This window comes from Zhongshania guokunii (assembly GCF_040892635.1).
In the GTDB taxonomy this organism is placed as follows: Bacteria; Pseudomonadota; Gammaproteobacteria; order Pseudomonadales; family Spongiibacteraceae; genus Spongiibacter; species Spongiibacter guokunii.
On record NZ_JBFRYA010000002.1, the window covers coordinates 233,181 to 256,644 of the forward strand.

The following is a 23,464-nucleotide window of genomic DNA, read 5'->3' on the forward strand; positions in this document are numbered from 1 at the left end:
GTAATCACTATCAACGGCAGGCGACAATGACAGCGCAAGCCGCTCAAAGCTTTGCCAATACCCGTATTTTATAAAGAGGCCAAAAACCTATGCGCTTGTTTTTTCTGCTAATGTCGCTGCTACCCCTAGCAACACTGAGCGCCTGTGGCACCTCACATTACGATCAGTCGCGGGAGTGGCGCCTGCAAGAGTGCGAACGCGTCCTCAACGACGAAGACCGCAGCCAGTGCAAGGCCAATACCCCGCACTACCAATAGGGTATTGCTGTCACTTATAGCCGCCATTCTTAAGAAGCAATGTTGACAGTGAACAAATGGTGCTAAGCTCAAGGCTAAATTCAGACCCAAGTCCGTCACAACGCGCTTTGCGAGCAACGGCTAGCGTTTAACGAGCTATAAGGTCTAACAATAAACCTTCTAACATCAAGAGTGAGATAAGACCAATGGCAGAGTATAAATACGATATCGTGATCTTCGGCGCCAGCAGTTTTGTGGGCGAAATACTCTGTAATTACCTTGCCGGCTGCAAAGAAGAACCCGCACTGCGCTGGGCCATTGCCGGCCGCTCTGCCAGCAAGCTTGAAACCGTTAAAACCAAAATTGGTAAAGCCGACCTCGACATCATCATTGCCGATGCCAGCGACGAAACTGCCTTGCGCAATTTGTGCGGCCAAACTCGGGTAGTTACCACCACCGTTGGTCCCTACGCCCTCTACGGCGAAACCCTGCTTAAAGTCTGCGCCGAAACCGGCACCGATTACTGCGACCTCACCGGCGAAGTACAGTGGATTCGCCAAATGGTAGACCGTTACAACGACACCGCCAAAGCCTCTGGCGCGCGCATCGTCAACTGCTGCGGTTTTGACTCAATTCCTTCAGACCTAGGCGTGTTCTACACCCAGCAACAGAGCCAAGAATTGTTTGGCGAAAGCTGTAATAAAATTCAGATGCGGGTTAAAGCCGCCAAGGGCGGATTGTCTGGCGGCACCTTTGCCAGCCTCATCAATGTAATGAAAGAAGCGGCGGGCAATCCCGCGCTGCGCAAAGAAATGGCCGACCCCTATTCGCTCTGTCCCGGTGAGAGCAACAAGACTCGCCAAATCAACCCCGGTCTCGCCCAGTTTGATACCACCTCAAACTCGTGGACCATTCCCTTTATTATGGCGGCTATAAATACCCGCGTTGTGCAGCGCTCTAACTTCCTGCTTAAACAAGCCTACGCCAAGCCCTTTTTATACGACGAGGCCATGCAAGTCGGCACCGGTATTGGCGGCCGCCTCCGGGCCACCGCCATGGGCGGCGGCTTAGCAGGCTTTATGGTCACCGCTAGCCTCAAACCCGGCCGCTGGTTGTTAGAGCGACTGCTACCCGCACCCGGCGAAGGCCCCAGCCCAGAAGACCAGCAAAATGGCCACTACGATCTGCGCTTTTACGGCAGCACCGCCAAGGGCAAAACCCTCGTCTGCAAAGTTACCGGCGACCGCGACCCAGGCTACGGTTCCACCGCTAAAATGCTTGGTCAAGCCAGTATTTGCCTTGCTCGCGATATTACTAAAAGCGACGTTAGCGGCGGCCTACTAACCCCAGCCAGCTGCTTTGGCGACACCCTAATCGATCGTCTTAAAGCCTACTCCGGCCTCAGCTTTAGCGTAATTGAATAATTAGCGCTGAAGCCTCACCTAAATTCACTCAGTAACTGGCGGCCCTAGCACTTATAAAGTGGCGGGGCTTAGCCGGCAAAAGAGATTTTATATCCACTGAGGCTTTAAGAGATCCCGATACAGCGCAAGAACCAAGTAGCGAAACTGGAAAGCTCGGAAATTATTTAGCGAAGAGTCCGGAGGCGAGCAGGCTATAACAATATTAGTAATTCGGGCGGCATTAGTGATGCGAGAAAGCAGCGCGGCCAGCAATAAACCAGAATGTTTATAAGGCCCGCGCTGCTATCTTTACAGTATTTTGTACTGGCCGTGTTTAGCCAAACGTACCCGCGTCGCGCTCACTCACCCACAGCAGGGCCTCGTCTTTTTGCAGGGGAATGAAGTGTTCAATTTCGATATTGGGGTATACCCGCTTTATTAGCTCAGTGCCTCGATTAAACCAGCGCGGCTCACCAACAATGGCGGTGCGGGTAAGGCGGTTTATATACTTGCTTAAGAATTTAAATTCTTTAAACAGCCCCCGAATTGTGAAGCCGTCGAAATGTTCAAGTTCGATGAGCACACCTAAATACTCTTCGCTGGCAAGCTTGCGCTCAACCTCGGCTAAGATGGTTTCAATATCGGTGTGATTGACCTTGCCGGATACCCTGACACCCACAATATGGGCGAAGGGAAGGGGTAACAACTCCAGCATTTTTATTCCTCCATTAATTCATTACTGCAAGTATAGGCTTGCTGCTTGGAAATGCGTTCCCAAACATGTAATTTTTACCGCTTATCCCTGCACTGGGTGCTAGCCACCATGCAGCAAGGACAATTAATGATCCTTGCGAACTTTGCCTTCGCGGGGGTCGATAAGCGAAACCACGTGTATTTCATCTTCGTGGGCCAGCGCTGGCTCACCCAGTCGCGGGGTGTTCACGCGGGTGGCTGGTTCTTCGATTTTGCCGGTGTCATCGCGAATCGATTCTTTAAAACCGCAGCGCACGCACTCGCGAATTTGCTCAAGATCCGAAATGCGGTACATCACGGTTTTATCCATTTCAGCGCATTTTGGGCACACTGCGCCGGCGATAAACCGGCGTTGGTTAAATACGGTAGCCATTCGCTTAAGCTCCTTTACCGGCAGTAATGCCGGCGTGACGCAGCAGGGCGTCGTTGGCTGGCGCCCGACCCCGGAAGTTTTTAAACAGCACAGCGGCCTCTTCGGAGCCGCCGCGCTCGAGTATTTCTCGGCGGAATTTTTCGCCGACCTGTGGGTTCATCACGCCCTGCTCTTCAAACAGCGAAAACGCATCGGCAGACAAGACTTCTGCCCATTTATAACTGTAGTAGCCCGCCGCGTAGCCGCCCGCAAAAATGTGCGAGAAGCTGTTTTGAAAACGGTTAAATTCTGGAGGCTGGCTCACGGCAACTTGCTTGCGAATGCCGTTGAGCACCGTATCCACTTCGGCTTCGCTGCCAATCTCAGCCTGCATATGCAGGCTAAAATCAAATAATGAGAATTCGATCTGCCGCAGCATTTGCATGCCCGACTGGAAATTTTTGGCGGCGAGCAGCTTATCGAGCATATCAACGGGCAGCGCTTCGCCGCTCTGATAGTGAGCGGAGATATCGGGAATCACCGATTTTTCCCAGCACCAGTTTTCTAGGAACTGACTCGGCAGCTCCACCGCGTCCCAGGCCACGCCGCTAATACCCGACACGCTGAGGCAGTCGATTTGGGTGAGCATATGGTGCAGGCCGTGACCAAATTCGTGAAAGAGGGTGGTCACTTCATTATGGGTAAGCAAGGATGGACGCTCGCTGGTTGGCGGTGAAAAATTGCACACCAAAAACGCCACTGGCTGTTGCACGGTGCCGTCGTCTAGGCTGCGACGCCCCCGCGCATTGGCCATCCACGCGCCGCCACGCTTATTGTTGCGGGCGTATAAGTCTAAATAAAAATGCGCCAGCACCTCGCCGCCGCGCGAGATGCGATAGCACTGACCGTCTTCGTGCCAAAGGTCGACATCCGCTACCGCGGCGATGTCGATATCAAATAACTGGCCGGTGATTTTGAAGAGACCGCTAATGACTTTCTCGGCGGGGAAATAGGGGCGTAAATCTTCTTGGGAGATCGCAAACGAGGCTTCTTTTAATTTCTCACTAAAATACGGCACATCCCAAGCTTGCATATCGTCAACGCCACGGTCGGCAGCAAAGGCTTTTAGCTCGGCGTATTCGCGCTCGGCCATGGGCTTGCTGGCAACCGCTAGCTCTTCTAGAAACGCAATTACTTGGGCGTTGGACTCAGCCATTTTGCTGGCCAGCGAATAGGCTGCGTAGTTGTCGAAGCCCAGTAATTTCGCCTGCTCTTGGCGCAGCTGCAAAATTTCTAACATCAGCGGGCCGTTGTCCCACTTGCCTGCTTGGGGGCCAAGTGCCGAGGCGCGGGTAACGTAGGCCTTATACAATTCCTCACGCAGCTCGCGCTTGTCGGCGTACTGCATAATGGGTAAATAGCTGGGAATGTCTAAGCTTAAACGGTAGCCGCTAAAGCCTTTAGCCGTTGCCGCTTCGCGCAGATTATCCAGCACTGTTGTCGGCACGCCGGCTAAGTCGTCTGCCGATTCGATCAGCTTTTCCCAGCCGTCGGTAGCGTCCAGCACATTGTTTGAAAACGCGGTAGACAGCTCGCTGAGGCGTTGAGCAATAGCCGAAAAACGCGTGGCGTCGTCGCCCTCTAGCGCCACGCCCGACAGGGTAAAGTCACGAAGCATATGGCGGACCGCCTGCTGACGAGGGCCACTCAAACCGGCAAATTCGGCGCTTTCTGCCAGCGCTTTAACCCGCTCAAACAAGGGCCGGTTTTGGCCCATTTCACTGTTATACGCGGTGAGTAGTGGTAGGCAGGCACTGTAAGCACTGCGCCAAGCATCGCCACTTAGCACGCTGTGGCAGTGGCTGAGCGGCGCCCAGAAACGGCCAATTTTGTCGTCTACCTCTTCCAGCGGCGCCATTAAATTTTGCCAGCTAGGTGTCGCCTCGCAGGCGACCACCGCTGCCACGGCTTGGCGCGAGGTATTTAATAGCTGCTCGCAGTCGGCGGCTAATTGCTGGGGGTCGAGACTCGAAAACAACGGTAAACTATTGGCAGTCATAACAACTGAAACCCTGTAATAATGGCAGTGAATGCACCCAGTGTAACAAATCCACTGGCCGCTTAGCGCCTGTATTTAAGCCGATACCGCGAATAACGGGCGGCACAGAAACCCTAGGTTAGAGATGGAGACAAATTGATGACTTACAAGGCCCAAAATTATGTGCGCCGCTTTGAAGAACACCAGCCCAAGCTTGCCGATGGGGTTTTTATTGACCCCAGCGCAGTCGTAATCGGTGATGTAGAAATTGGCGCCGACAGCTCGGTTTGGCCCAATACCACGGTGCGCGGCGACATGCACCGCATTCGCATTGGCGCGCGCAGCAGTATCCAAGACAATAGCATTTTACATATCACCCACGCTGGCCCCTATAACCCCGAGGGTTACCCACTAACCATTGGCGATGAGGTAACAGTAGCCCACAGCGTGACCTTGCACGGCTGCACAATAGGCAATCGGGTGTTGATTGGTATGGGCAGTATTGTGATGGACGGCGCGGTAATTGAAGACGACGTGGTGCTTGGCGCCAACTCGCTAGTGCCACCGGGCAAACGCCTAGCCAGCGGCTGGCTCTATGTGGGCAGCCCCGCCAAGCCAGTACGTGAACTCAGCGAGGGCGATTTTAAGTACTTTAGCTATAGCGCCAACAATTACGCCAAACTCAAAGACCGGCACATTGCGGAACTGGACCGCGACTAAAACTAGACCGAATGAGGGGGTGTTAGAACACCCCTGCGTCGTATGCTAGATAAACAATATAAGCTACGTAGATACCCAGCAAACCGCCGCCCTCGAGGCGAGTGATGCGTCGCGCCTTGCTCGGGCTGCGCGCCACCAAAAAGAAAATACCGGTTAGCAATAACATTACGGGGTAGTCGCGACTCATTACTGCCGCGTCTATTGGCCCAGGCGCCAATACACCGGGAATCGCCATTACGCCAAGCAAGTTAAATAGATTGGAGCCAACCACATTACCGATGGCAATATCGTGTTCATTCTTGCGCGCTGCGGCTATCGACGCCGCCAACTCGGGCAGGCTGGTGCCAATTGCCACTACGGTCAGACCAATAATTAAGTCGCTCAGACCAAAGAAGTGAGCAATATCCACCGCCGACCACACCAATAAGCGCGCCGAGCCAATCAACAGTATTAGACCAAGTAATAGCCAGCCCAAGGCCGCCTTAATGCCCATGTCTTTGGGTATCTCGGCTGCAAATTCCGCTTCAATACTATCACCACTGCTGTGTTTAGCTTCCCACAGTTGGCGCACAATCACCGCCGCAAAACCAAACAGCAATATACTGCCGTCCATCACGCCAAGCTCGCCGTCCCGCATTAAGAAGTAGCCGACCAGCATTACAATAATCAGCAGCGGGATTTCTCTGCTAATTAATTTTGACTGCACGTTCAGAGGAATAAGCAAGGCGGTGAGACCCAGGATCAAGGCGATATTGGTGATATTGGAACCCAGTGCATTACCCACCGCCAAACCGGCTTGGCCGTCGCTAGAGGCAATTGCCGACACCAACATTTCCGGCGCCGAGGTGCCAATACCCACTACCAAAATACCGATAACCAGCGGCGATATGCCAAGAATATTAGCAGTTACTGACGCGCCTATAACAAAGCGATCTGCACTCCAAACCAATAACACCAACCCAATAATCAGGGCGACTACAGTAACTAACATAAAAATATTTCCAGAATTTACATCGTTGTCGTGGTTAAGCTGACAGGGATTGGCGAATTAATTCAATAACGGGTTTGGTGTCTGGCCGCACACCGCGCCAAATACAAAAGGACTCGGCAGCTTGCTCAACCAACATGCCCAAACCATCGGAAACCGCCCAAGCCGTTTCACCCGCCGCCCAGCGCATGAATGGCGTTGGCGCCGCGCCATACATCATGTCGTAGGCACAGCCATCGTTGCTCAGAATATGCGAGGGCAGCGGCGGCAGATCGCCGCTCATGCTGGCGCTGGTGCCATTAATAATCAAATCAAACTGACCACTCGCTAAGCCAGCGTAGCTGCCGCCGGCAATATGACCGAGCTTTTGAAATTGCTGAGCCAGCTCCTGGGCTTTCTCCTCAGTGCGATTCGCAATTAAAACATGGCTAGGCCCCTGTTTTAACAGTGGCCCTAGAATACCGCGCACCGCGCCGCCTGCGCCCAACACCAAAACGCGCCGGCCCTGTATGTCCCAACCTAAGTTGTCGTGAATATCCCGCACCAAGCCCACACCGTCGGTGTTGTCGCCATAGATGGTGCCATCGTCTTGAATCGCTAGGGTATTTACCGCGCCAGCGCGGCGGGCGCGACCACTGAGTTGATCGGCAAATTCAAAGGCATCAAGCTTGAAAGGCACGGTGATATTTAATCCTTTACCGCCGTGCTCGAAAAACTGAGCAGCAACTTCCGCAAACCGGCCCAGCTCAACTTTGTGTGCACGGTAGTGCAACTGCTGAGCGGTTTGTTCGGCAAAGGCCGCGTGTATCTGCGGCGATTTGCTGTGCTTAACGGGGTTTCCATACACCGCGTAATGATCTATTTTTTCCATAAACAGGGTACTACCTTTTATTCTTGGCCTCGGATTCCGAGCTGTAAACTGCCAAATACTACTATTGCGGAGCCAGCCAATCTCGGACTGGCAAAAACTGCGACGTGAGCGCTGCTTCGGCGCTATTGTCTTCGGGCTGCCAATTATACTCCCATCTCACCAAGGGCGGCAGCGACATCAAAATAGATTCGGTGCGACCACCACTTTGCAGGCCAAACAGGGTGCCGCGATCACACACCAGATTAAACTCAACGTAGCGGCCGCGCCGGTACAGCTGAAAATCGCGCTCGCGCTCGCCCCAGGGCGTGTCTTTACGGCGCGCAACAATGGGCACATAGGCTGCAGTGTAGGCATTGCCTATCGCCTGCATAAATTCGAAGCAACGCTGAAAACCACCTTCGTTGAGGTCATCAAAGAACAAGCCACCCACGCCCCGGGCCTCTTGGCGGTGAGGCATATAAAAATACTCGTCGCACCACTTTTTATAGCGCGGGTATACATCCTCACCAAAGGGCGCGCAGGCGTCGAAAGCCGTCTGATGCCAATGGCGACAGTCTTCTTCAACACCGTAGTAGGGCGTTAAATCAAAACCGCCACCAAACCACCACACCGGCGCTTCACCGGGCTTTTCAGCGACAAAGAAACGAACATTGGCGTGACTGGTGGGCACATGGGGATTGAGCGGGTGCATCACTAAGGACACGCCCATGGCCTGATAGCTGCGGCCCGCCAATTCTGGACGGTGGGCGCTGGCGCTGCCGGGCATAGCGTCGCCCTGTACGTGGGAAAAATTTACACCGCCTTTTTCAAACACTGCACCGTCGGTAATCACTCGACTGCGGCCGCGACCCCAGTCGTCTTCAACAAAGTCGGCCTTGCCGTCGAGAGCGCTCAGCTGTGCACAAATACGGCCTTGTAAAGACAGGAAAAACTGCTTTACTGCTTCAATATCAATATCTTGCATTGCTTCTCCCAAGCGACTCGACGGTCGCTATATAGTCAGCTACCACGAAACACCTGCCCAGTAAGGGCGTCGCGAATACCGGTCGGCTGAGCTAGGCCGCCGGTGCGGCCGGGCAAATAATAATCGACGGCCGAGCGAAAATAACGCTGAGCCTCCACTTGGCTGCGAGCTGGCTCCATGCCCGCAGGATTAGCTGAGGTCGACACCAAACAAGTATTGGCCGCCTGGCACAGCGCCACGGTGAGCGGGTGACTGCTAACCCGAATGGCAACACTCTGATGGCTGCCGCGAATCCACTCTGGCGCCCAGCCGGCATCAGGTACTACCCAAGTGTTTGGCCCAGGCCAGCTGGCCATTAATGATTCTTGTACCTCGTCGGGCAGCAGAGGCAGCACGCCTTGAAACCGCGAGACATGATCGGCAACCAAGACCAAGCCCTTGGCGGGGTCGCGCTGTTTTAACTGCAATATGCGCGCCACGGCAGACTGGCTCCACGGCACGCAGGCCAAGCCCCATACGGCTTCGGTGGGGTGAGTAATCACTTTGCCCGCGCGTAGCAGAGCTGCCGCACGGCGCAGACGATATTGGGCAGGCAGATGCATCATGATTAATCCGCAGTGAGAGCGATCAACTTTAATAACAGCAATTGAATGGGGGCAAAGTATACAGTCTTTTGCGATAAGACGAGTCGAAATATGATCCCCAAGGCGGCGGCGAGCCTAGCGACAGCGCTGCCAGCCACCTTGGTATTGTTCGACCCAGCCCTCTACTTCGAGTTCGCTGAGCAAGCTCAATAGTTCAGGCGTGGCGAGGCCAAGGTGCTGGGCGAGGGTATCAGCGGCGGTAGGTTCAAAGCCCAGAGATTGATAGACGGGAGAGTTCGCAGGGGCATTAGGCTGCGCCATGGCGCCGTCAACTACGGGGACTTGCTCTTGCCCTAGCCACCCAGCGTACTCCTCTAAAATATCCTCAAGGCCTTCAACTAGCTTTGCGCCCTGTTTAATAAGGCGATTACAACCTCGGCTGGCAGGGTTGTGAATAGAACCTGGAATCGCAAATACCTCCCGATTTTGCTCCAGCGCCTGCTGGGCGGTAATCAAAGAGCCACTGCGCACCGCCGCTTCGACCACCAATACACCTAAGCTCATGCCACTGATAAGCCGATTGCGGCGCGGAAATTGGTGGCGCAGCGGCGGACTACCCAGCGGAAATTCACTGAGTAGCAAACCCTCATCCGCAATGCGCTCGTACAGCGCTGCATTGCCCCGCGGGTAGCAGCGATCAACGCCGGTACCCAGCACCGCGATCGTCGATGACTTGCCACTTAAGGCACCAAGATGAGCAGCGCCATCGACCCCCAGCGCCATACCGCTCACCACCGTCAGCCCCGCATTACTCAAGGCTTTAGCAAAGGCGTGGGCATCACCGTGACCAATACGGCTGGGCCGACGGCTGCCTACTACCGCAAACAAAGCCTGGCTAAGTAATTCGCCGTGGCCGCGATAATAGAGCAGGGGCGGGGCGTCGTAGATCTCTTTCAAGAGTGCAGGGTAAGCCACGTCGTGCCAGCATAATAAGTTCGCGTTTGCCTTGTATAGGCTTTCGGCAATGGCCTCTTCGGGATTAGGCCGCGACAGTGCTCGCTCTAGCGCACGGCGGTGCTGGCTACTCAATGCCAAGGCGGCGCACTCCGCTGCCGACAAGGTCAGTAGCTGGCGGGGGTCTTCTACACAATCAATTAATTTGCGAAACGCCGCCGGCGGCAGCGCTAAAGCCTGCTGCGTGAGCAGCCAGAGATGAGCGGTATTTTCCACATTCGCATCCTTGCGATCTGTAGGGCGGACCAGTCAAACTGGCCCGCAATATAGTCCTTAGGGATTTTTAACCTTGTCGCCAACTTTCAAAGCTTCTTCAGCCTTTAACACTAGGGCATAGCTAACTTTGTCAAAGCTGCGGAACACCATCAGCAATCCCGCGCGAACATCCGGCGTTTTTACACGTTCATTGGTCACCGGATCGGTCACCACCACACCAGTTGTATAAATCGCCATTACATCACCGGGCTCGACTTGATTGCGCTCGCCGAGGTTCAGGGTCACCACGTCCATGCTGCCGATCTGGGTCAAGCCACCTTCAACCGCAATAATAAAGCCGTTGGTATTGTCGACGGGGGCCTTCGGCTGAAAGCGCGCGTGTAACTGACGAACTTCAAGAGGTAAAAAACGGTCGGCGCGGCGAATTTCTTGGGTACTGCGATTTAAGGTTAGGGTGGCTACGTCTTTTTCAGCCGCCAGCAGGTTAGCCGTGCCTATATCGGTAGCCTCGACACCCAGCACTTCGCCGGTTAGCGGGTCTATATAAACTTGACCACGGCGGTAAATACCGAAGGTTTCCTCGCTACCGAAATCACCGCGACCCAGTACTTGGTCACCAGCACCCGCCACAATATTGCCGCGCTTACCCGCCAGCACGTAGGGCGCTGCCGCCAGCTCTTCGTCAGTGGTGACTCGACTGCGTGTAAGGAAAGGCGCGATCACATCCAGTGGTATCGCTGGGATAGCGTCTTTTACATCAGAGATGCGCATTTGCGGTGAGAGCTTAACAATGCCGTCATCTAGCCCAGGGTTGCGCACCAGTACCGGCTTGCCGTCGATCCACATCAGTTTAAGCACATCGCCCGGGTAGATAAGATGAGGGTTTTTGACCTGCGGGTTGTAGTGCCAAAGCTCCGGCCAATACCATGGGTCATTCAAAAACATCGCCGAAATATCCCACAGGGTATCGCCCTTAACCACCACATAGGTTTGTGGATGCCCGGCTTTCAAAGACAGCACATCCCCAGCCTGAGCAAACGCCATCAGCAGGCCAAGACATACTCCCATTACCGTGTTCTTCATAATCGCTTCCTATAGCACTCTGATCTGGTTGCCAACTACCCGCAATATCGCAAGAATCAGGCATTTCTTAAACGCTCGCTGTATAATATAGAGGATACTCTGCAACAGGCGAATGATTTGTAGAGGAATTGTGGCTTGTTATGCCCACTCAAGTATCATCTTAGCAATACTTACACAACTTACACGAGAAATGGTCACAAACTGTTATGGCTGTACTTGAAATCCTCGAGTTTCCTGACCCGAGACTGCGAACCATCGCAAAACCAGTAAAATCAGTCGACGATCGCGTCCGCACGTTGATCGACGATATGTTCGAAACTATGTACGAGGCGCCCGGCATTGGCTTGGCCGCCAGTCAGGTTAATGTGCATGAGCGGATTGTGGTTATCGACACCAGCGACGACCGCAGCGAGCCACTGGTCTTTATCAACCCTGAAATTACCGTGTTGGATCAAGACACCTTTCAATACGACGAAGGCTGTTTGTCGGTGCCCGGTTTCTATGAAACCGTGGAGCGCCCCCAACATATCCGCGTAAAAGCCCTCGACCGCAACGGCGACGCCTTTGAAATGGAGCCCGAAGGGCTGCTCGCTGTGTGTATTCAGCACGAGAACGACCACCTTCTTGGCAAGCTGTTTGTCGATTATATATCGCCGCTCAAACGCAACCGCATCCGCAGCAAAATGGAAAAACTCCATAAGCAAAAGAACTAGGATTAAACATGAGCGCGCCCTCTTTACGGCTGGTTTTTGCTGGCACCCCCGAGTTTGCCGCCCATCACTTGCAGGCACTCATTGACGACGGCCACCACCAAATCGTCGCCGCCTACACCCAGCCCGACCGGCCCGCCGGCCGCGGTAAAAAGCCCCAAGCCAGCGCGGTAAAACACTGCGCCGAAGCGGCGGGCATTCCGGTCTTGCAGCCGGCTAATTTCCGTGACGCCAGCGATCGCGAGATCCTCGCCAGTCACCGTGCCGATCTGATGATTGTGGTCGCCTATGGCCTACTTCTGCCGCAAAGCGTGCTCGATATTCCGCGTCTGGGTTGCGTTAATGTGCACGGCTCACTACTGCCCCGCTGGCGGGGCGCAGCGCCAATTCAGCGCGCCATTGAAACCGGTGACAGCGAAACAGGGGTGACCATTATGCAAATGGACGCCGGCCTCGACACCGGCGCCATGCTCAGTAAAGTCAGCTGCGTCATTGGCCCCGCCGACAGCGCAGCCGACCTACTTGCGCGGCTGGCTAAGATTGGCGGTCCCGCCCTAGTCAACACCATTGCAGCACTTGCGACCGGCACCGCCCAAGCCGAAATACAGGACGACAGCCTGAGTAATTACGCCGCCAAAATCAGCAAAGCCGAGGCCGAAATTAATTGGCAGCTAGACGCGCTGAGTCTAGACCGGAAAATTCGCGCCTTTAATCCGTTTCCCATCAGCTATACCCGCTTTGCCACCAGCAAGCCCGACGAGCGTATAAAAATTTGGCGCGCCCAGCCCGAGAATAGCGCCAGCAATGGTCAGGCTGCCGGCGAAATTATTAGCGCCGACAAAAGCGGCATCTTAGTGGCCTGCGGCCAAAACAGCCTGCGTATTTTGGAACTGCAAATGCCCGGCGGCAAAGTGTTGGCCGCCCGCGACGTACTCAACTCCCGCGCCGAGCAATTTAGCCCCGGCACCCTGTTTGCCTCTGCACAAGGCTCTTTATGAAATGTCCCCGGGTCGCTGCAGCGCGCTGCCTCGCCAGTATTGCCCAGGAGGGCAGTTCGCTGTCTCGTCAATTACCCCGCGGCGAGCAAGACCTCGACCCCGTGCAGCGGCCCCTGTATAGAGAGCTGTGCTACGGTACTCTGCGCTATTATTGGCGCCTCGACGCCGGCCTCAAGCCGCTGTTCAGCAAAGGCCTTAAACCGAAAGACAGCGATGTAAAAATGCTGATTTTAATCGGCGCCTACCAACTTTTTTACACTCGCATTCCACCCCACGCCGCCATTAATAGCGCGGTTGAAGGCTGCCGCAGCTTGGGTAAAAAATGGGCGGCAGGCATGGCCAACGCCATACTGCGGCGCTGTCAGCGCGAGCAAGACTCGCTGTTTAAAGATTTAAAGCCCGCTGCCGAAGCGGCGTTTCCAGCTTGGCTCTATCAGGCCATTGCCCAAGCCTGGCCCGATCAGCTAACCGGCATCATGGCCGCCAGCAACGCTCATCCACCGTTCTGCCTACGCCTCAATCGCCTGCACCAAGACCGCAATAGTTATTTGCAGCGCCTCGCCGAACAAGAGATGAACGCCAGCCCCTGTGAATTTGCCCGCTATGGTATTCGCCTCGACAAAGCCTGCGCGGTCGATAAGCTGCCCAGCTTTGCCGATGGCCATATTAGCGTGCAAGACGAAGCTGCCCAGCTGTGTACCGAACTGCTTGATTTACACGCCGGCCAGCGGGTCTTAGATGCCTGCGCCGCCCCTGGCGGTAAAACCGGCGCCATACTCGAGGCCGAGCCCGCGCTGGCCGAGCTGGTCGCGCTCGACATCGACGAGCAGCGCCTGAGCCGAATTAGCGATAATTTACAGCGCCTACAGCTCAACGCCAGCTTGGTCGCGGCGGATGCCGCCGACCTCGACAGCTGGTGGGACGGCCGCCATTTTGACCGCATACTGCTCGATGCGCCGTGCTCAGCAACCGGCGTAATTCGCCGCAACCCCGACATCAAGCTCAACCGAGTGGTCAGTGATATTGCGCCGCTGTGCCGCTTGCAGGCGAGCTTGCTCGACCAGCTGTGGCAGTGTTTAGCGCCAGGCGGCGTGTTTGTGTACGCAACCTGCTCATTATTGCCCGTCGAAAACGAGGCGCAGATTAGCGCGTTTCTCAGCCGACAGGCCGAGGCCGAACTGCTGCCCATCGCGGCAGATTGGGGCGTAGATCGCGACGGCAGTCGGCAGTTATTTCCCCAAGAGCAGGGTCACGACGGCTTTTTCTATGCCGTGCTGCGGAAAAAACTGTAAACGGCGCTATTGAGTGCCACACTAGAAGACCACACAATTTATAACATCAGCGATAGCGCAGGCGATAGCGAACGATGAAAATTATAATACTTGGCGCAGGGCAGGTCGGCGGGACCTTGGCGGCGAATCTCGCCAGCGAACACAACGACATTACCGTGGTGGACAAAGACCCTGATCGTTTACGTGAGCTACAAGATCGTCTCGATATTGGCACGGTCGTAGGCCAAGCCTCCCACCCCGATATCCTAGAGCGCGCTGGCGCTGCAGATGCCGATTTACTAATAGCGGTAACCAATAGCGACGAGATCAATATGATCGCCTGCCAAGTCGCCTACACCTTGTTTCGCACCCCAACCAAGATTTCTCGCATTCGCTCCAACGCCTATACCAATGTCGAAAAATTATTTGGCAATGATGCGATCCCCATCGACGTTTTTATCAGCCCAGAAGAGCTGGTCACCCAGTACATTAAGCGCCTACTGCAATACCCCGGCTCCCTACAAGTACTGGACTTTGCCGATGGCAGAGTGCAATTGGTGGCGGTAAAAGCCTATTACGGCGGCCCCATGGTGGGCAATGAACTGGCGGCAATTCGCGAGCACATGCCCACCGTCGACACCCGCGTGGCGGCTATTTTCCGGCGCGGCACCGCCATTATGCCCAGCGGCGACACCGTGGTAGAGGCTGGCGATGAAGTGTTTTTTATCGCCGCCAAAAAGAACATCATGCCCGTGATGAGCGAATTGCGCCGCCTCGACACCCCTTATAAGCGGCTCGTTATTGCCGGCGGTGGTAATATTGGCGAGCGCTTGGCCAGAGCAGTGGAAAGTCGCTACCACGTTAAAATTATCGAGCGCAGCTACGATCGCTGTCGCGCCCTGTCCGAGCAGTTGTCGAAAGCCATCGTGCTCCACGGCAGCGCCTCTGACCACGACTTACTCGCCCAGGAAAACATCGAAGAGACCGATGTCTTTCTCGCGCTAACCAATGACGACGAAGCCAATATCATGTCGTCGCTGCTGGCGAAGCGCATGGGCGCGAAGAAGGTAATTACCTTGATCACCAATCCCGCCTATGTGGATTTGGTGCAGGGCGGCGATATCGACATTGCCATCTCACCCCAGCAAATCACCATTGGTAGCCTGCTAACCCACGTGCGGCGCGGCGACATTTACAATGTTCACGCCCTGCGCCGCGGCGCAGCCGAGGCCTTAGAAATTATTGCCCACGGCGACAGCCGATCGTCAAAGGTTGTTGGCCGCCGCTTAGATGAAATAGTGCTGCCCGAGGGCGTGAGTATCGGCGCCTTGGTGCGCGGTGAAGAAGTGATGATCGCCCACAGTCATTTAACGGTGGAGCCAGAGGACCATTTGATTTTATTCCTTGTCGATAAAAGCAAAATCAAGCTGGTCGAAAAACTCTTCCAAGTCGGCTTCAGTTTTTTCTAATGATAAATTACGCCGCTAAAGGCCACGCATGCATCTAAGTATTATTTGCCGAATTATCGGTATGCTATTGATGATATTTAGCCTGACCATGGCGGTGCCGGCGGTGCTGTCTATTGTATTTGGCGACGGCGCCTTACTCGCCTTTGTGTGGGCATTCACCCTAACCTTTTGCAGCGGCCTACTGCTGTGGGTGGGCAATTTAAAGAAACGCCAAGAGCTAAGTATTCGCGACGGATTTTTAGTGGTCTCACTGTTCTGGACAGTACTCGGCCTATTCGGCGCGCTGCCCTTTTACTTAGCCGAGAGCCCCGGCCTATCTATTAGCGAGTCGGTATTTGAGTCGATCTCGGGGCTTACCACCACCGGCGCCACGGTAATTACCGGCCTCGACGAATTGCCAATTTCTATTTTATTTTATCGCCAATTTTTACAGTGGCTGGGAGGCATAGGGATTATTGTTATCGCCGTTGCCATATTGCCGATACTGGGCATTGGTGGTATGCAGCTATACCGCGCCGAAACTCCCGGTCCAGTTAAAGACAATAAACTCACGCCCCGCATTACCGGTACCGCCAAAGTCTTGTTCCTAATGTACTTGGCCCTAACAGGCGTGTGCGCACTAGCATACTGGCTGGCGGGAATGAGTATCTTTGACGCCATTAGCCACTCATTTTCCACCGTGGCGATTGGCGGTTTCTCGACCCACGACGCCAGTATGGGCTATTTTCAGAGCCCACTTATTTTAATAATTTGCAGTGCCTTTATGCTTTTTGCTGGCATGAGTTTTACCATCCACTTCCATGTCTGGCGGGCGCGCTCGGTAAAGCAGTACTTTCGCGATTCTGAAACCAAATTTTACTTATCGGTTATTGGCATTGCGATTTTAACCATCTCGATTTACTTGTTTTTCAGCGGCACCTACAACCTCAACGAAAGTATTGTGCACGGTATATTCCACACTGTGTCGGTTGCCACTACCGCCGGTTTTGGCGCCGAAGACTTTTCGATATGGCCAAGCTTTTTACCCGTTGCGGTTATTATGCTGTCGTTTATGGGCGGTTGCGCTGGCTCCACCGGTGGCGGTATGAAAGCGGTGAGAGTGATGTTGGTTGCCAAACAGGGCATGCGCGAAATGAACCAACTAATTCACCCCAACGCGGTTATCCCGCTAAAAATTGGCGCCCACCGCGTAGAGGCCAAAGTCGTTAGCGCAGTGTGGAGCTTCGTTGGCGTGTATATGATCTCCTTTATCATCATTACTCTTGCGATGATGGCCTGCGGCTTGGACTCCCTCACGGCTTTCTCGGCTACTGCCGCAGCAATTAATAATATGGGACCAGGCCTAGGCGAGGTTGCCGCGAGCTACCGCAGTGTTAGCGACACCGGCAAATGGATTTTATGCTACGCCATGCTGTTGGGACGCTTAGAAATCTTTACCCTGCTGGTATTATTGATGCCTGCATTCTGGCGACGATAAACATGGACAGCCAGCAGCCAAATATTAGCAACCGAGAAAAATGGAACCAACGCCACCACCAGCGAGAACTGCCAGTCGCCGCTTGCCAAGTATTACAGAACCACTCCGGCTTACTGCCGAGCACCGGCCGCGCACTAGATGTCGCCTGCGGCCTTGGCGGCAATGCGGTGCTGCTCGCCCGAGCTGGGCTTGAATGCGAGGCCGTGGACATTTCCGACGTTGCGGTTACGCGCTTAAATGATTTCGCCCAGCGCCAGCAATTACGCCTAACTGCGCGACAAGCCGACATCGAGGCCAATGGCCTAGGTTTAACACCTAACTCAACCAGCAAGCAATACGATGTCATTACGGTTAGCTACTTTTTATACCGGCCTTTATTTCCCGAGCTTATTGCGGCTCTTAAGCCCGGCGGCTTATTGTTTTACCAAACATTCGTAAACACCGCTGCGGGAGAGATGCGCGGGCCTAAAAATTCAAATTTTTACTTGCGAGAAAAGGAACTGCTATCACACTTTGATGGTCTGGAAATACGTTACTATTGTGAAGGTCCACATGACCGTAACGAAAAAACCGCAGCGGAAGCGGAACTGATTGCACGCAAACCAAGCTCGTTGAACTCATCCGCCGGCATTCTAGCCTCGAAAAATCGCTCTTCTAACTAGGTGGCACATGGGATATCTTTTTCTGGCTATTGGCTTACTCATATCTGCCGGCGTGTCGGCAGCAAGCTATTTTGTCCTAGAAACTCCCTACCAACCCGCCTTGCTCGCACTTGCGACCCTCACCGCGTGCAGTATTTTTCTGTGCTTTTGTATTTGTATTTATCTCGACATTCAAGGCCGCTGGTATCAGGCAAGTCAGCGCGAAAACCAGCAACTTAAGATGCTTTTGGAACACGGTTCCTCGGCCATGTTACTGCTTAATCCTCAGTTGGAACCCCAGTATATTAATCACCGCCACGCCACCCTCGCTAAACTCAATATAGAAGATCCCAAAAAGCTTATAAATACCAGTAAGTGGAAACAGCATGTCGCAGTGGAAACACGGCGCCGTATACGCGAAGCGATTGCTGAGGGTAAGGCATGGCAGGGTGAGCTACGCTTTGGCGATACCGAAAACGATAATTTTCTGTCGACTTCGATTACTCCTATATACGATCGCGTGGGAGAGCTGAGTAATATTATTGTGTGCTGCGAAGATATTTCCGAACACAAAGCCATTGCCGATCGTCTGTTTATTCGTGAGCACTATAATGTATTAACCGGCCTACCCAATCGCCAATTTGCGCTGCGCAGCTTGGGCGCCACCATCGACAAATGCGCAGAACTAGAACAAAAATTTATTCTGATTCACATTGATCTAGATCGCATTCGCTACATCAATGAATCACTAGGCCACTCGGTGGTTGATAAAATATTAATTGAAACCGCCGAACGTCTGCGGCGCGCCGTACACGACGAACAATTACTCACTCATCTTGGCGCCGATGAGTTTTTAATTATTCTTGACGCTGCCAGCGATAGTGACGATGCAAACCGCTTGGCCGAGGATCTATTAGCGCGCTGTAGCTCACCATTTTATATTGAGCAACATGAGGTCAATATCTCTGCCAGCATTGGTCTAAGTCAGTATCCCACTGACGGCAGTAACAGCAACACCTTGATGCGTCGCGCCGAAGCTGCGATGTTCGCGGCTAAACTTGACAGTGGCAATCGCGTTTGTCGCTACGATGAAAGCATGAGTCATCAGGCAGATCGACGACTAGATTTAGAAAACCATTTACGCCACGCCATCGCCCGCAACGAGCTAGAACTATATTATCAGCCGGTAATCAATTTAACCGATCATCAACTCGTTGGTGTTGAAGTATTACTGCGCTGGCACAATAGCAAACTCAACAACCCCAGCCCTGCGGAATTTATTCCAGTGGCGGAGCATAGTGGTCAAATGGCAGCTATTGGCAATTGGGTGCTTGAACAGGCTTGCAAGCAAATAGTGGGCTGGTCACAATCCGGATTTGCCAATTTAAATGTGGCTGTTAATATTTCGAATAAACAATTTTCCGATGGCGACATTGTTAAAAATGTTTCCCAGGCACTAAAAACAAGTGGTTTGCCTGCCCGCCAACTGGAGCTAGAGATAACCGAAGGCTTGTTAATCAATGACACGCCGGCCGTGAGAAAACAATTCAAAGAGCTTAAGTCGCTAGGAGTACATCTCTCTCTAGACGATTTTGGCACCGGCTATGCGTCGCTGAGTTACCTCAAGCGCTATCCCTTTGATACTTTGAAAATAGATCGCAGTTTTGTTAAAGACATTGATCACTGCGGCGACAGTATTGCGCTAACCAATGCCATTATCGCCATGGCCCACAGCTTTAAAATGAAAGTAATTGCCGAAGGCGTAGAGAATTTAAATCAGCGTAGAATTTTGCGCGAGCGCCACTGCGATATGGTGCAGGGCTATCTTTATTCACCAGCCTTGCCCGCTGGACCATTTATTGAATGGGCGAAGCGCTACGGCGATATGCAGCACAGCAAACATGTTTGATCGTTCATTTTTCTTGCGGGCAAGCTAATACCAATAGCCATAAACAATAATTGACTGGAGCGCTAGGGAGATGAAAAAGCCGGTTGCCATCGCCATTTTTGCCATCGTCGCCGCCTACAGCTGGTATCAACAAGACCCCAGTGCAGCGCAGGATTTTTTCGCAAGTACTAGCAACAACTCAACCATCCGTTCGCCATCAGCAGCAGAGTATAAGGACCGACTCACGCAAGCCTATCGGCAGCAACTAAGTGACATTCAAATTGAAGGGCAGGGCAAGGTCGAAAAAATATTAGCGGATGATACCAAGGGCAGTCGCCACCAAAAATTCATCCTTCGCATCAGTGCTGAACAAACGGTATTGGTGGCCCATAATATTGATCTCGCGCCGCGTATTGCCGGCCTAAAAGAAGGCGACGAAGTTCGCTTTTATGGTGAGTACGAATGGAATCAGCGCGGTGGCGTAATACATTGGACTCATCGCGATCCCGCAGGCCGCCATCCCCATGGCTGGCTAGAGCTTCGCGGTCGTCGCTACCAGTAAGCGCTTAAATTAATGCACGCCACAAGCCCAGCATGCTAATCGCCAGTAATGTGCCACCTAAGAACCGAAAGAAAAGCGGGGTTTCGGCTTTTAGCATATGCCGATGGAAGCGCAGTCCGATGACATGTCCTATCCCAGCACAGGGTAGCAACCATAAATGGTGAATTAGCTGTAAATCAATACCGGCGTAAATAAAGGCGCCTAATTTTATCGCAACAAAAATAAACCAAAGAGCAAACAAAGTGTCGCGCAGTTGCTCGCGAGCAACGTGCTGCGCCGCAACCGCAATAATGAGGGGCGCGCCAATCAGCGAAGTACCGCTAATGTATCCGCCAACAATTAAGAACACGGCATCGATAAATTTGCTATTACTTTTAAAGGGTTTGTTCACCATATACGAGATGGCGTATATCGAGACGATAGAAAAAATGATAATACTAAGGGTGTCGGCCGGTAAGGTGATTAAACCCAAAACCCCCAACAATTTGGGCACAATCATAATACCGAGCATATAACGCAGATATGGCCAATCTACGGTGCTGGCGTGCTCGCGGCCAATTGACTGACTGCTCCGATTATTTAATACCAAGGTAATTGAGGAAAAGATCAACAACTGCACCGAAATCAGCGGCAAAAAAACCAGTGGCTGGTTATCTACCAACAGCAGGAAAGGCAGGCTGAGTACCGCGCCGCCAAAGCCCAGACCAGAGCGCACAAAGCCGCTCCAAATAAAAATAATACCGATCAGCAGGTACTGATAGAGGGCGAGGTCGGCCATGAAAATCCTGTTTAATCGAGAGGTAAAGAAAACGGCGGGCAGTATGCAGATTGTAATGGTCTGCACACTAAAATCCTAGTTGAGCGGAGCCGCCCGTATTATGACGTTTTAGCACTCATTACGACATAGACCGCTATGCAGCTTGCAATCTACGGCCCATACCCCCACTAATAGATGTGCTGAACTCTAATTAAAGGCTGATTCAATGTCTGCTCAGAACAATAACGGCGCCAAAGACCCCTGGGGCTCTGGTCAACAATCACCCCCCGATTTAGACGCTATTATAAACAGCGCCATCAAAAATTTGAAAAGCAAATTTTCGGGTGGCGGTGGCAAAGGGAGCGGCGCCGGCGGCCTCAGCCGGGCCCTGCCATTGATTTTACTGTTTGGCGCGGGCATTAGCCTATGGTCAGCTTATTACACTGTGCCCAGCGATTCAGTCGCGGTAGTGCAGCGCTTTGGTATGTACCTAAAAGAAGTACCGCCAGGATTACACTTTAAACTGCCGTTGGGTATTGATAAATCGACAATAGTGCCGGTAAAACGTCAGCTCAAACAGGAGTTTGGTTTTTCTACACCGGGCGCCAGGGACGCTTATCAAGGCAGCCGCGACGGCAACCTAGAGACCCAAATGGTAACAGGTGATCTGAATGCGGCCTTAGTTGAGTGGGTGGTGCAGTATCGGATATCAGATCCCGTAAAATTCTTATTTGCGGTTCGCGAGCCGGCAGAGACCCTGCGCTACGTGTCGGAATCGGTCATGCGCTCAGTGGTCGGTGACCGCACTGTCGATGAAGTGATTACTATTGGCCGCCAAGAAATTGAAGTCGAAGCCCTCGTAAAAATGCAGAAGTTATCCAGTAAGTACGAGATGGGCATTAATATCGATCAAGTTCAGCTCAAGAACATCAACCCGCCACGCCCGGTGCAAGAATCCTTTAACGAGGTGAACCAAGCCCAGCAGGAAAAAGAGAAGCTCATTAACGAAGCGCGCCGAGAATACAATAAAGTTATTCCCCTCGCTGAGGGTGAGAAAGATCAGCGCATTCGCGAGGCCGACGGCTATCGTCTAAAACGCATCAACGAGGCCGAGGGTGATGTTGCCCGCTTTAATGCCTTGTTTACTGAATATCGCAAAGCGCCCGAAGTTACACGGCGGCGAATTTATATAGAAACCATGCAGGAGATTATGCCCAATATCCAAAACAAAATTTTGGTCGATGACGATATGAGTGGTTTGCTACCGCTATTAAACATTGGCGAACAAAAGGGCAGCAAAAAATGAAAAATTTTAAATCTGTTGCGGCCATGGTAATTGTATTTGGCGGTTTATTTGTCTTGCTGAGTTCAGCCTACACTGTTGATGAAGTTGAGCAGGTCATTATTACTCAGTTCGGTAAACCCGTTGGCGAACCGGTTACTGAGGCAGGGCTTAAATTTAAGGTGCCGTTTATTCAAGAAGTAAATCCCATCGACAAGCGCGTATTAGAGTGGGACGGCAAACCCTCGGATATGCCCACCAAAGACAAACTCTACATCTCGGTTGATCTGTTTGCGCGCTGGCGCATTGTAGATCCGCTACAATACTTTTTGCGGCTGCGTGATGAACGCAGTGCACAATCGCGCTTGGACGACATCCTTGGCAGTGAAACCCGCAATGCGGTGGCCAAGCACGAGTTAATTGAGATTATTCGCACCACCAAAGATCGCGTTCCCCTGCGCGATGCGGTGATGGCATCCTCATCGCAGGGGCTAAACATGGGCGCTTTAGTGCCCATCGAAAAAGGCCGGCAATTAGTGGAGCAGGAAATATTTAAGGAAGCCGCAGAGAAGGTGGGCGTGTTTGGGATTGAATTGCTCGACATTCGTTTTAAGCGCATTAATTACAACGCCAGCGTACGCCCCAAAATTTACGACCGCATGATTAGTGAGCGACGTCAGATTGCCGAGCGTTTTTTGTCTGAAGGCAACGGCGAGGCAGCGCGGATTAGAGGTAACCGCGTTAGGGAGTTAAACAAGATCCAGTCTGAAGCCTATCGCGAGGTAGAAGAAATTCGCGGCTTGGCCGACGCTAAAGCTACCGAAATTTATGCAAGCGCCTATAATCAAAGCGCGCAGTCGGTAGAGTTTTATGAATTTACCCGAACGATGGCGGCCTACTCGTCACTGGTTGATAAGCAGACCACTTTAGTACTGTCTACCGACAGTGATTTGTTCAAGTTCCTAAAAGGTATGACGCCGCAACCGGCGAAGTAACACCACCGCGTAAAGGAGCATTGCCATGAGTAAAGAACAAAAGAGTAATAAGGAAACCAAAAAGAAAGCGGTCTTGTCGCAAAAAGAAAAGCGCCAAGTTAAAAAGGCCAAGACAAGTTCAAGACCGGATCCTTTCGCTAAACTTTGATGTAGCAGGGCGGTGGCGCGCAAGCGCCCCGCATTAAGCCCTAA

General features: G+C 52.9%; 24 protein-coding genes. 14 read left to right on the forward strand and 10 right to left on the reverse strand.

Annotation, left to right across the window (positions count from 1 at the left end; all coding sequences use genetic code 11):
* Window positions 1-89 precede the first annotated feature (89 nt).
* The gene (locus AB4876_RS03755; protein WP_368380308.1) at window positions 90-257 is read left to right on the forward strand and encodes a hypothetical protein; all 168 of its coding nucleotides are present in this window, start codon (window positions 90-92) and stop codon (window positions 255-257) included.
* 185 nt (window positions 258-442) lie between these two features.
* A complete protein-coding gene (locus AB4876_RS03760; protein ID WP_368380309.1) occupies window positions 443-1,660 on the forward strand; it encodes a saccharopine dehydrogenase family protein in 1,218 nt (405 codons plus the stop codon).
* A 313-nt stretch (window positions 1,661-1,973) separates the two neighbouring features.
* Here the strand turns inward: AB4876_RS03760 and AB4876_RS03765 are convergent, their stop codons facing one another.
* From AB4876_RS03765 to AB4876_RS03775, 3 genes are all read right to left on the reverse strand, one after another.
* The gene (locus AB4876_RS03765; RefSeq protein WP_368380310.1) at window positions 1,974-2,354 is read right to left on the reverse strand and encodes a SpoIIAA family protein; all 381 of its coding nucleotides are present in this window, start codon (window positions 2,352-2,354) and stop codon (window positions 1,974-1,976) included.
* A 123-nt stretch (window positions 2,355-2,477) separates the two neighbouring features.
* Window positions 2,478-2,765 carry a YheV family putative zinc ribbon protein gene (locus AB4876_RS03770; protein ID WP_368380311.1) on the reverse strand — a complete coding sequence of 96 codons (288 nt, stop codon included), beginning with the start codon at window positions 2,763-2,765 and terminating at the stop codon, window positions 2,478-2,480.
* Window positions 2,766-2,769: 4 nt separating this feature from the next.
* The gene (locus AB4876_RS03775) at window positions 2,770-4,803 is read right to left on the reverse strand and encodes a M3 family metallopeptidase (protein WP_368380312.1); all 2,034 of its coding nucleotides are present in this window, start codon (window positions 4,801-4,803) and stop codon (window positions 2,770-2,772) included.
* Between the two features lie 138 nt (window positions 4,804-4,941).
* On the opposite strand from AB4876_RS03775, the gene AB4876_RS03780 reads away from it, so the two are divergent.
* A complete protein-coding gene (locus AB4876_RS03780; RefSeq protein WP_368380313.1) occupies window positions 4,942-5,502 on the forward strand; it encodes a gamma carbonic anhydrase family protein in 561 nt (186 codons plus the stop codon).
* 22 nt (window positions 5,503-5,524) lie between these two features.
* Here the strand turns inward: AB4876_RS03780 and AB4876_RS03785 are convergent, their stop codons facing one another.
* The 6 genes from AB4876_RS03785 to AB4876_RS03810 all read right to left on the reverse strand — a co-directional run bounded on the left by AB4876_RS03785 (window position 5,525) and on the right by AB4876_RS03810 (window position 11,222).
* Entirely contained in the window at window positions 5,525-6,493 is a 969-nt protein-coding gene (locus AB4876_RS03785; RefSeq protein ID WP_368380314.1) for a calcium/sodium antiporter, read from the reverse strand.
* Between the two features lie 34 nt (window positions 6,494-6,527).
* Window positions 6,528-7,361: a shikimate dehydrogenase gene (gene aroE, locus AB4876_RS03790; protein WP_368380315.1), complete on the reverse strand. Its 834-nt coding sequence runs from the start codon at window positions 7,359-7,361 to the stop codon at window positions 6,528-6,530.
* Between the two features lie 61 nt (window positions 7,362-7,422).
* On the reverse strand, window positions 7,423-8,325 hold the full coding sequence (gene hemF, locus AB4876_RS03795; protein WP_368380316.1) for an oxygen-dependent coproporphyrinogen oxidase: 903 nt from the start codon (window positions 8,323-8,325) through the stop codon (window positions 7,423-7,425).
* A 35-nt stretch (window positions 8,326-8,360) separates the two neighbouring features.
* Window positions 8,361-8,930 carry an L-threonylcarbamoyladenylate synthase gene (locus tag AB4876_RS03800; protein WP_368380317.1) on the reverse strand — a complete coding sequence of 190 codons (570 nt, stop codon included), beginning with the start codon at window positions 8,928-8,930 and terminating at the stop codon, window positions 8,361-8,363.
* Window positions 8,931-9,044: 114 nt separating this feature from the next.
* On the reverse strand, window positions 9,045-10,139 hold the full coding sequence (dprA, locus tag AB4876_RS03805; protein ID WP_368380318.1) for a DNA-processing protein DprA: 1,095 nt from the start codon (window positions 10,137-10,139) through the stop codon (window positions 9,045-9,047).
* 57 nt (window positions 10,140-10,196) lie between these two features.
* A complete protein-coding gene (locus AB4876_RS03810) occupies window positions 10,197-11,222 on the reverse strand; it encodes a LysM peptidoglycan-binding domain-containing protein (protein ID WP_368380319.1) in 1,026 nt (341 codons plus the stop codon).
* A gap of 206 nt (window positions 11,223-11,428) precedes the next feature.
* Between AB4876_RS03810 and def the strand changes: the two genes are divergently transcribed.
* The 8 genes from def to AB4876_RS03850 all read left to right on the forward strand — a co-directional run bounded on the left by def (window position 11,429) and on the right by AB4876_RS03850 (window position 20,238).
* A complete protein-coding gene (def, locus tag AB4876_RS03815; protein WP_368380320.1) occupies window positions 11,429-11,935 on the forward strand; it encodes a peptide deformylase in 507 nt (168 codons plus the stop codon).
* An 8-nt stretch (window positions 11,936-11,943) separates the two neighbouring features.
* On the forward strand, window positions 11,944-12,930 hold the full coding sequence (gene fmt, locus AB4876_RS03820; protein ID WP_368380321.1) for a methionyl-tRNA formyltransferase: 987 nt from the start codon (window positions 11,944-11,946) through the stop codon (window positions 12,928-12,930).
* Entirely contained in the window at window positions 12,927-14,222 is a 1,296-nt protein-coding gene (rsmB, locus tag AB4876_RS03825; RefSeq protein ID WP_368380322.1) for a 16S rRNA (cytosine(967)-C(5))-methyltransferase RsmB, read from the forward strand. The genes fmt and rsmB overlap by 4 nt, the downstream gene beginning before the upstream one ends.
* Before the next feature lie 74 nt (window positions 14,223-14,296).
* Window positions 14,297-15,670 (forward strand): Trk system potassium transporter TrkA, encoded by a 1,374-nt coding sequence (gene trkA, locus AB4876_RS03830; RefSeq protein ID WP_368380323.1) that lies wholly within the window; start codon window positions 14,297-14,299, stop codon window positions 15,668-15,670.
* Window positions 15,671-15,698: 28 nt separating this feature from the next.
* A complete protein-coding gene (locus tag AB4876_RS03835; RefSeq protein ID WP_368380324.1) occupies window positions 15,699-17,147 on the forward strand; it encodes a TrkH family potassium uptake protein in 1,449 nt (482 codons plus the stop codon).
* Between the two features lie 2 nt (window positions 17,148-17,149).
* Window positions 17,150-17,809, forward strand: a complete 660-nt coding sequence (locus AB4876_RS03840) for a class I SAM-dependent methyltransferase (protein WP_368380325.1) — start codon at window positions 17,150-17,152, stop codon at window positions 17,807-17,809.
* Window positions 17,810-17,816: 7 nt separating this feature from the next.
* The gene (locus AB4876_RS03845) at window positions 17,817-19,697 is read left to right on the forward strand and encodes a putative bifunctional diguanylate cyclase/phosphodiesterase (RefSeq protein ID WP_368380326.1); all 1,881 of its coding nucleotides are present in this window, start codon (window positions 17,817-17,819) and stop codon (window positions 19,695-19,697) included.
* Window positions 19,698-19,767: 70 nt separating this feature from the next.
* Window positions 19,768-20,238: a DUF3465 domain-containing protein gene (locus AB4876_RS03850; protein ID WP_368380327.1), complete on the forward strand. Its 471-nt coding sequence runs from the start codon at window positions 19,768-19,770 to the stop codon at window positions 20,236-20,238.
* 4 nt (window positions 20,239-20,242) lie between these two features.
* Here AB4876_RS03850 and AB4876_RS03855 read toward each other — a convergent pair whose 3' ends face one another.
* Window positions 20,243-21,016, reverse strand: coding sequence for a TSUP family transporter (locus AB4876_RS03855; RefSeq protein ID WP_368380328.1), 774 nt, complete (start codon window positions 21,014-21,016; stop codon window positions 20,243-20,245).
* A gap of 205 nt (window positions 21,017-21,221) precedes the next feature.
* Between AB4876_RS03855 and hflK the strand changes: the two genes are divergently transcribed.
* The 3 genes from hflK to AB4876_RS03870 are packed head-to-tail and all read left to right on the forward strand — an operon-like array spanning window position 21,222 to window position 23,420.
* Window positions 21,222-22,301 carry an FtsH protease activity modulator HflK gene (gene hflK / locus AB4876_RS03860; RefSeq protein WP_368380329.1) on the forward strand — a complete coding sequence of 360 codons (1,080 nt, stop codon included), beginning with the start codon at window positions 21,222-21,224 and terminating at the stop codon, window positions 22,299-22,301.
* Complete coding sequence (gene hflC / locus AB4876_RS03865; RefSeq protein WP_368380330.1) at window positions 22,298-23,272, forward strand: protease modulator HflC; 975 nt, start codon at window positions 22,298-22,300, stop codon at window positions 23,270-23,272. The genes hflK and hflC overlap by 4 nt, the downstream gene beginning before the upstream one ends.
* Before the next feature lie 25 nt (window positions 23,273-23,297).
* Window positions 23,298-23,420: a hypothetical protein gene (locus tag AB4876_RS03870; protein WP_368380331.1), complete on the forward strand. Its 123-nt coding sequence runs from the start codon at window positions 23,298-23,300 to the stop codon at window positions 23,418-23,420.
* Window positions 23,421-23,464 lie beyond the last annotated feature (44 nt).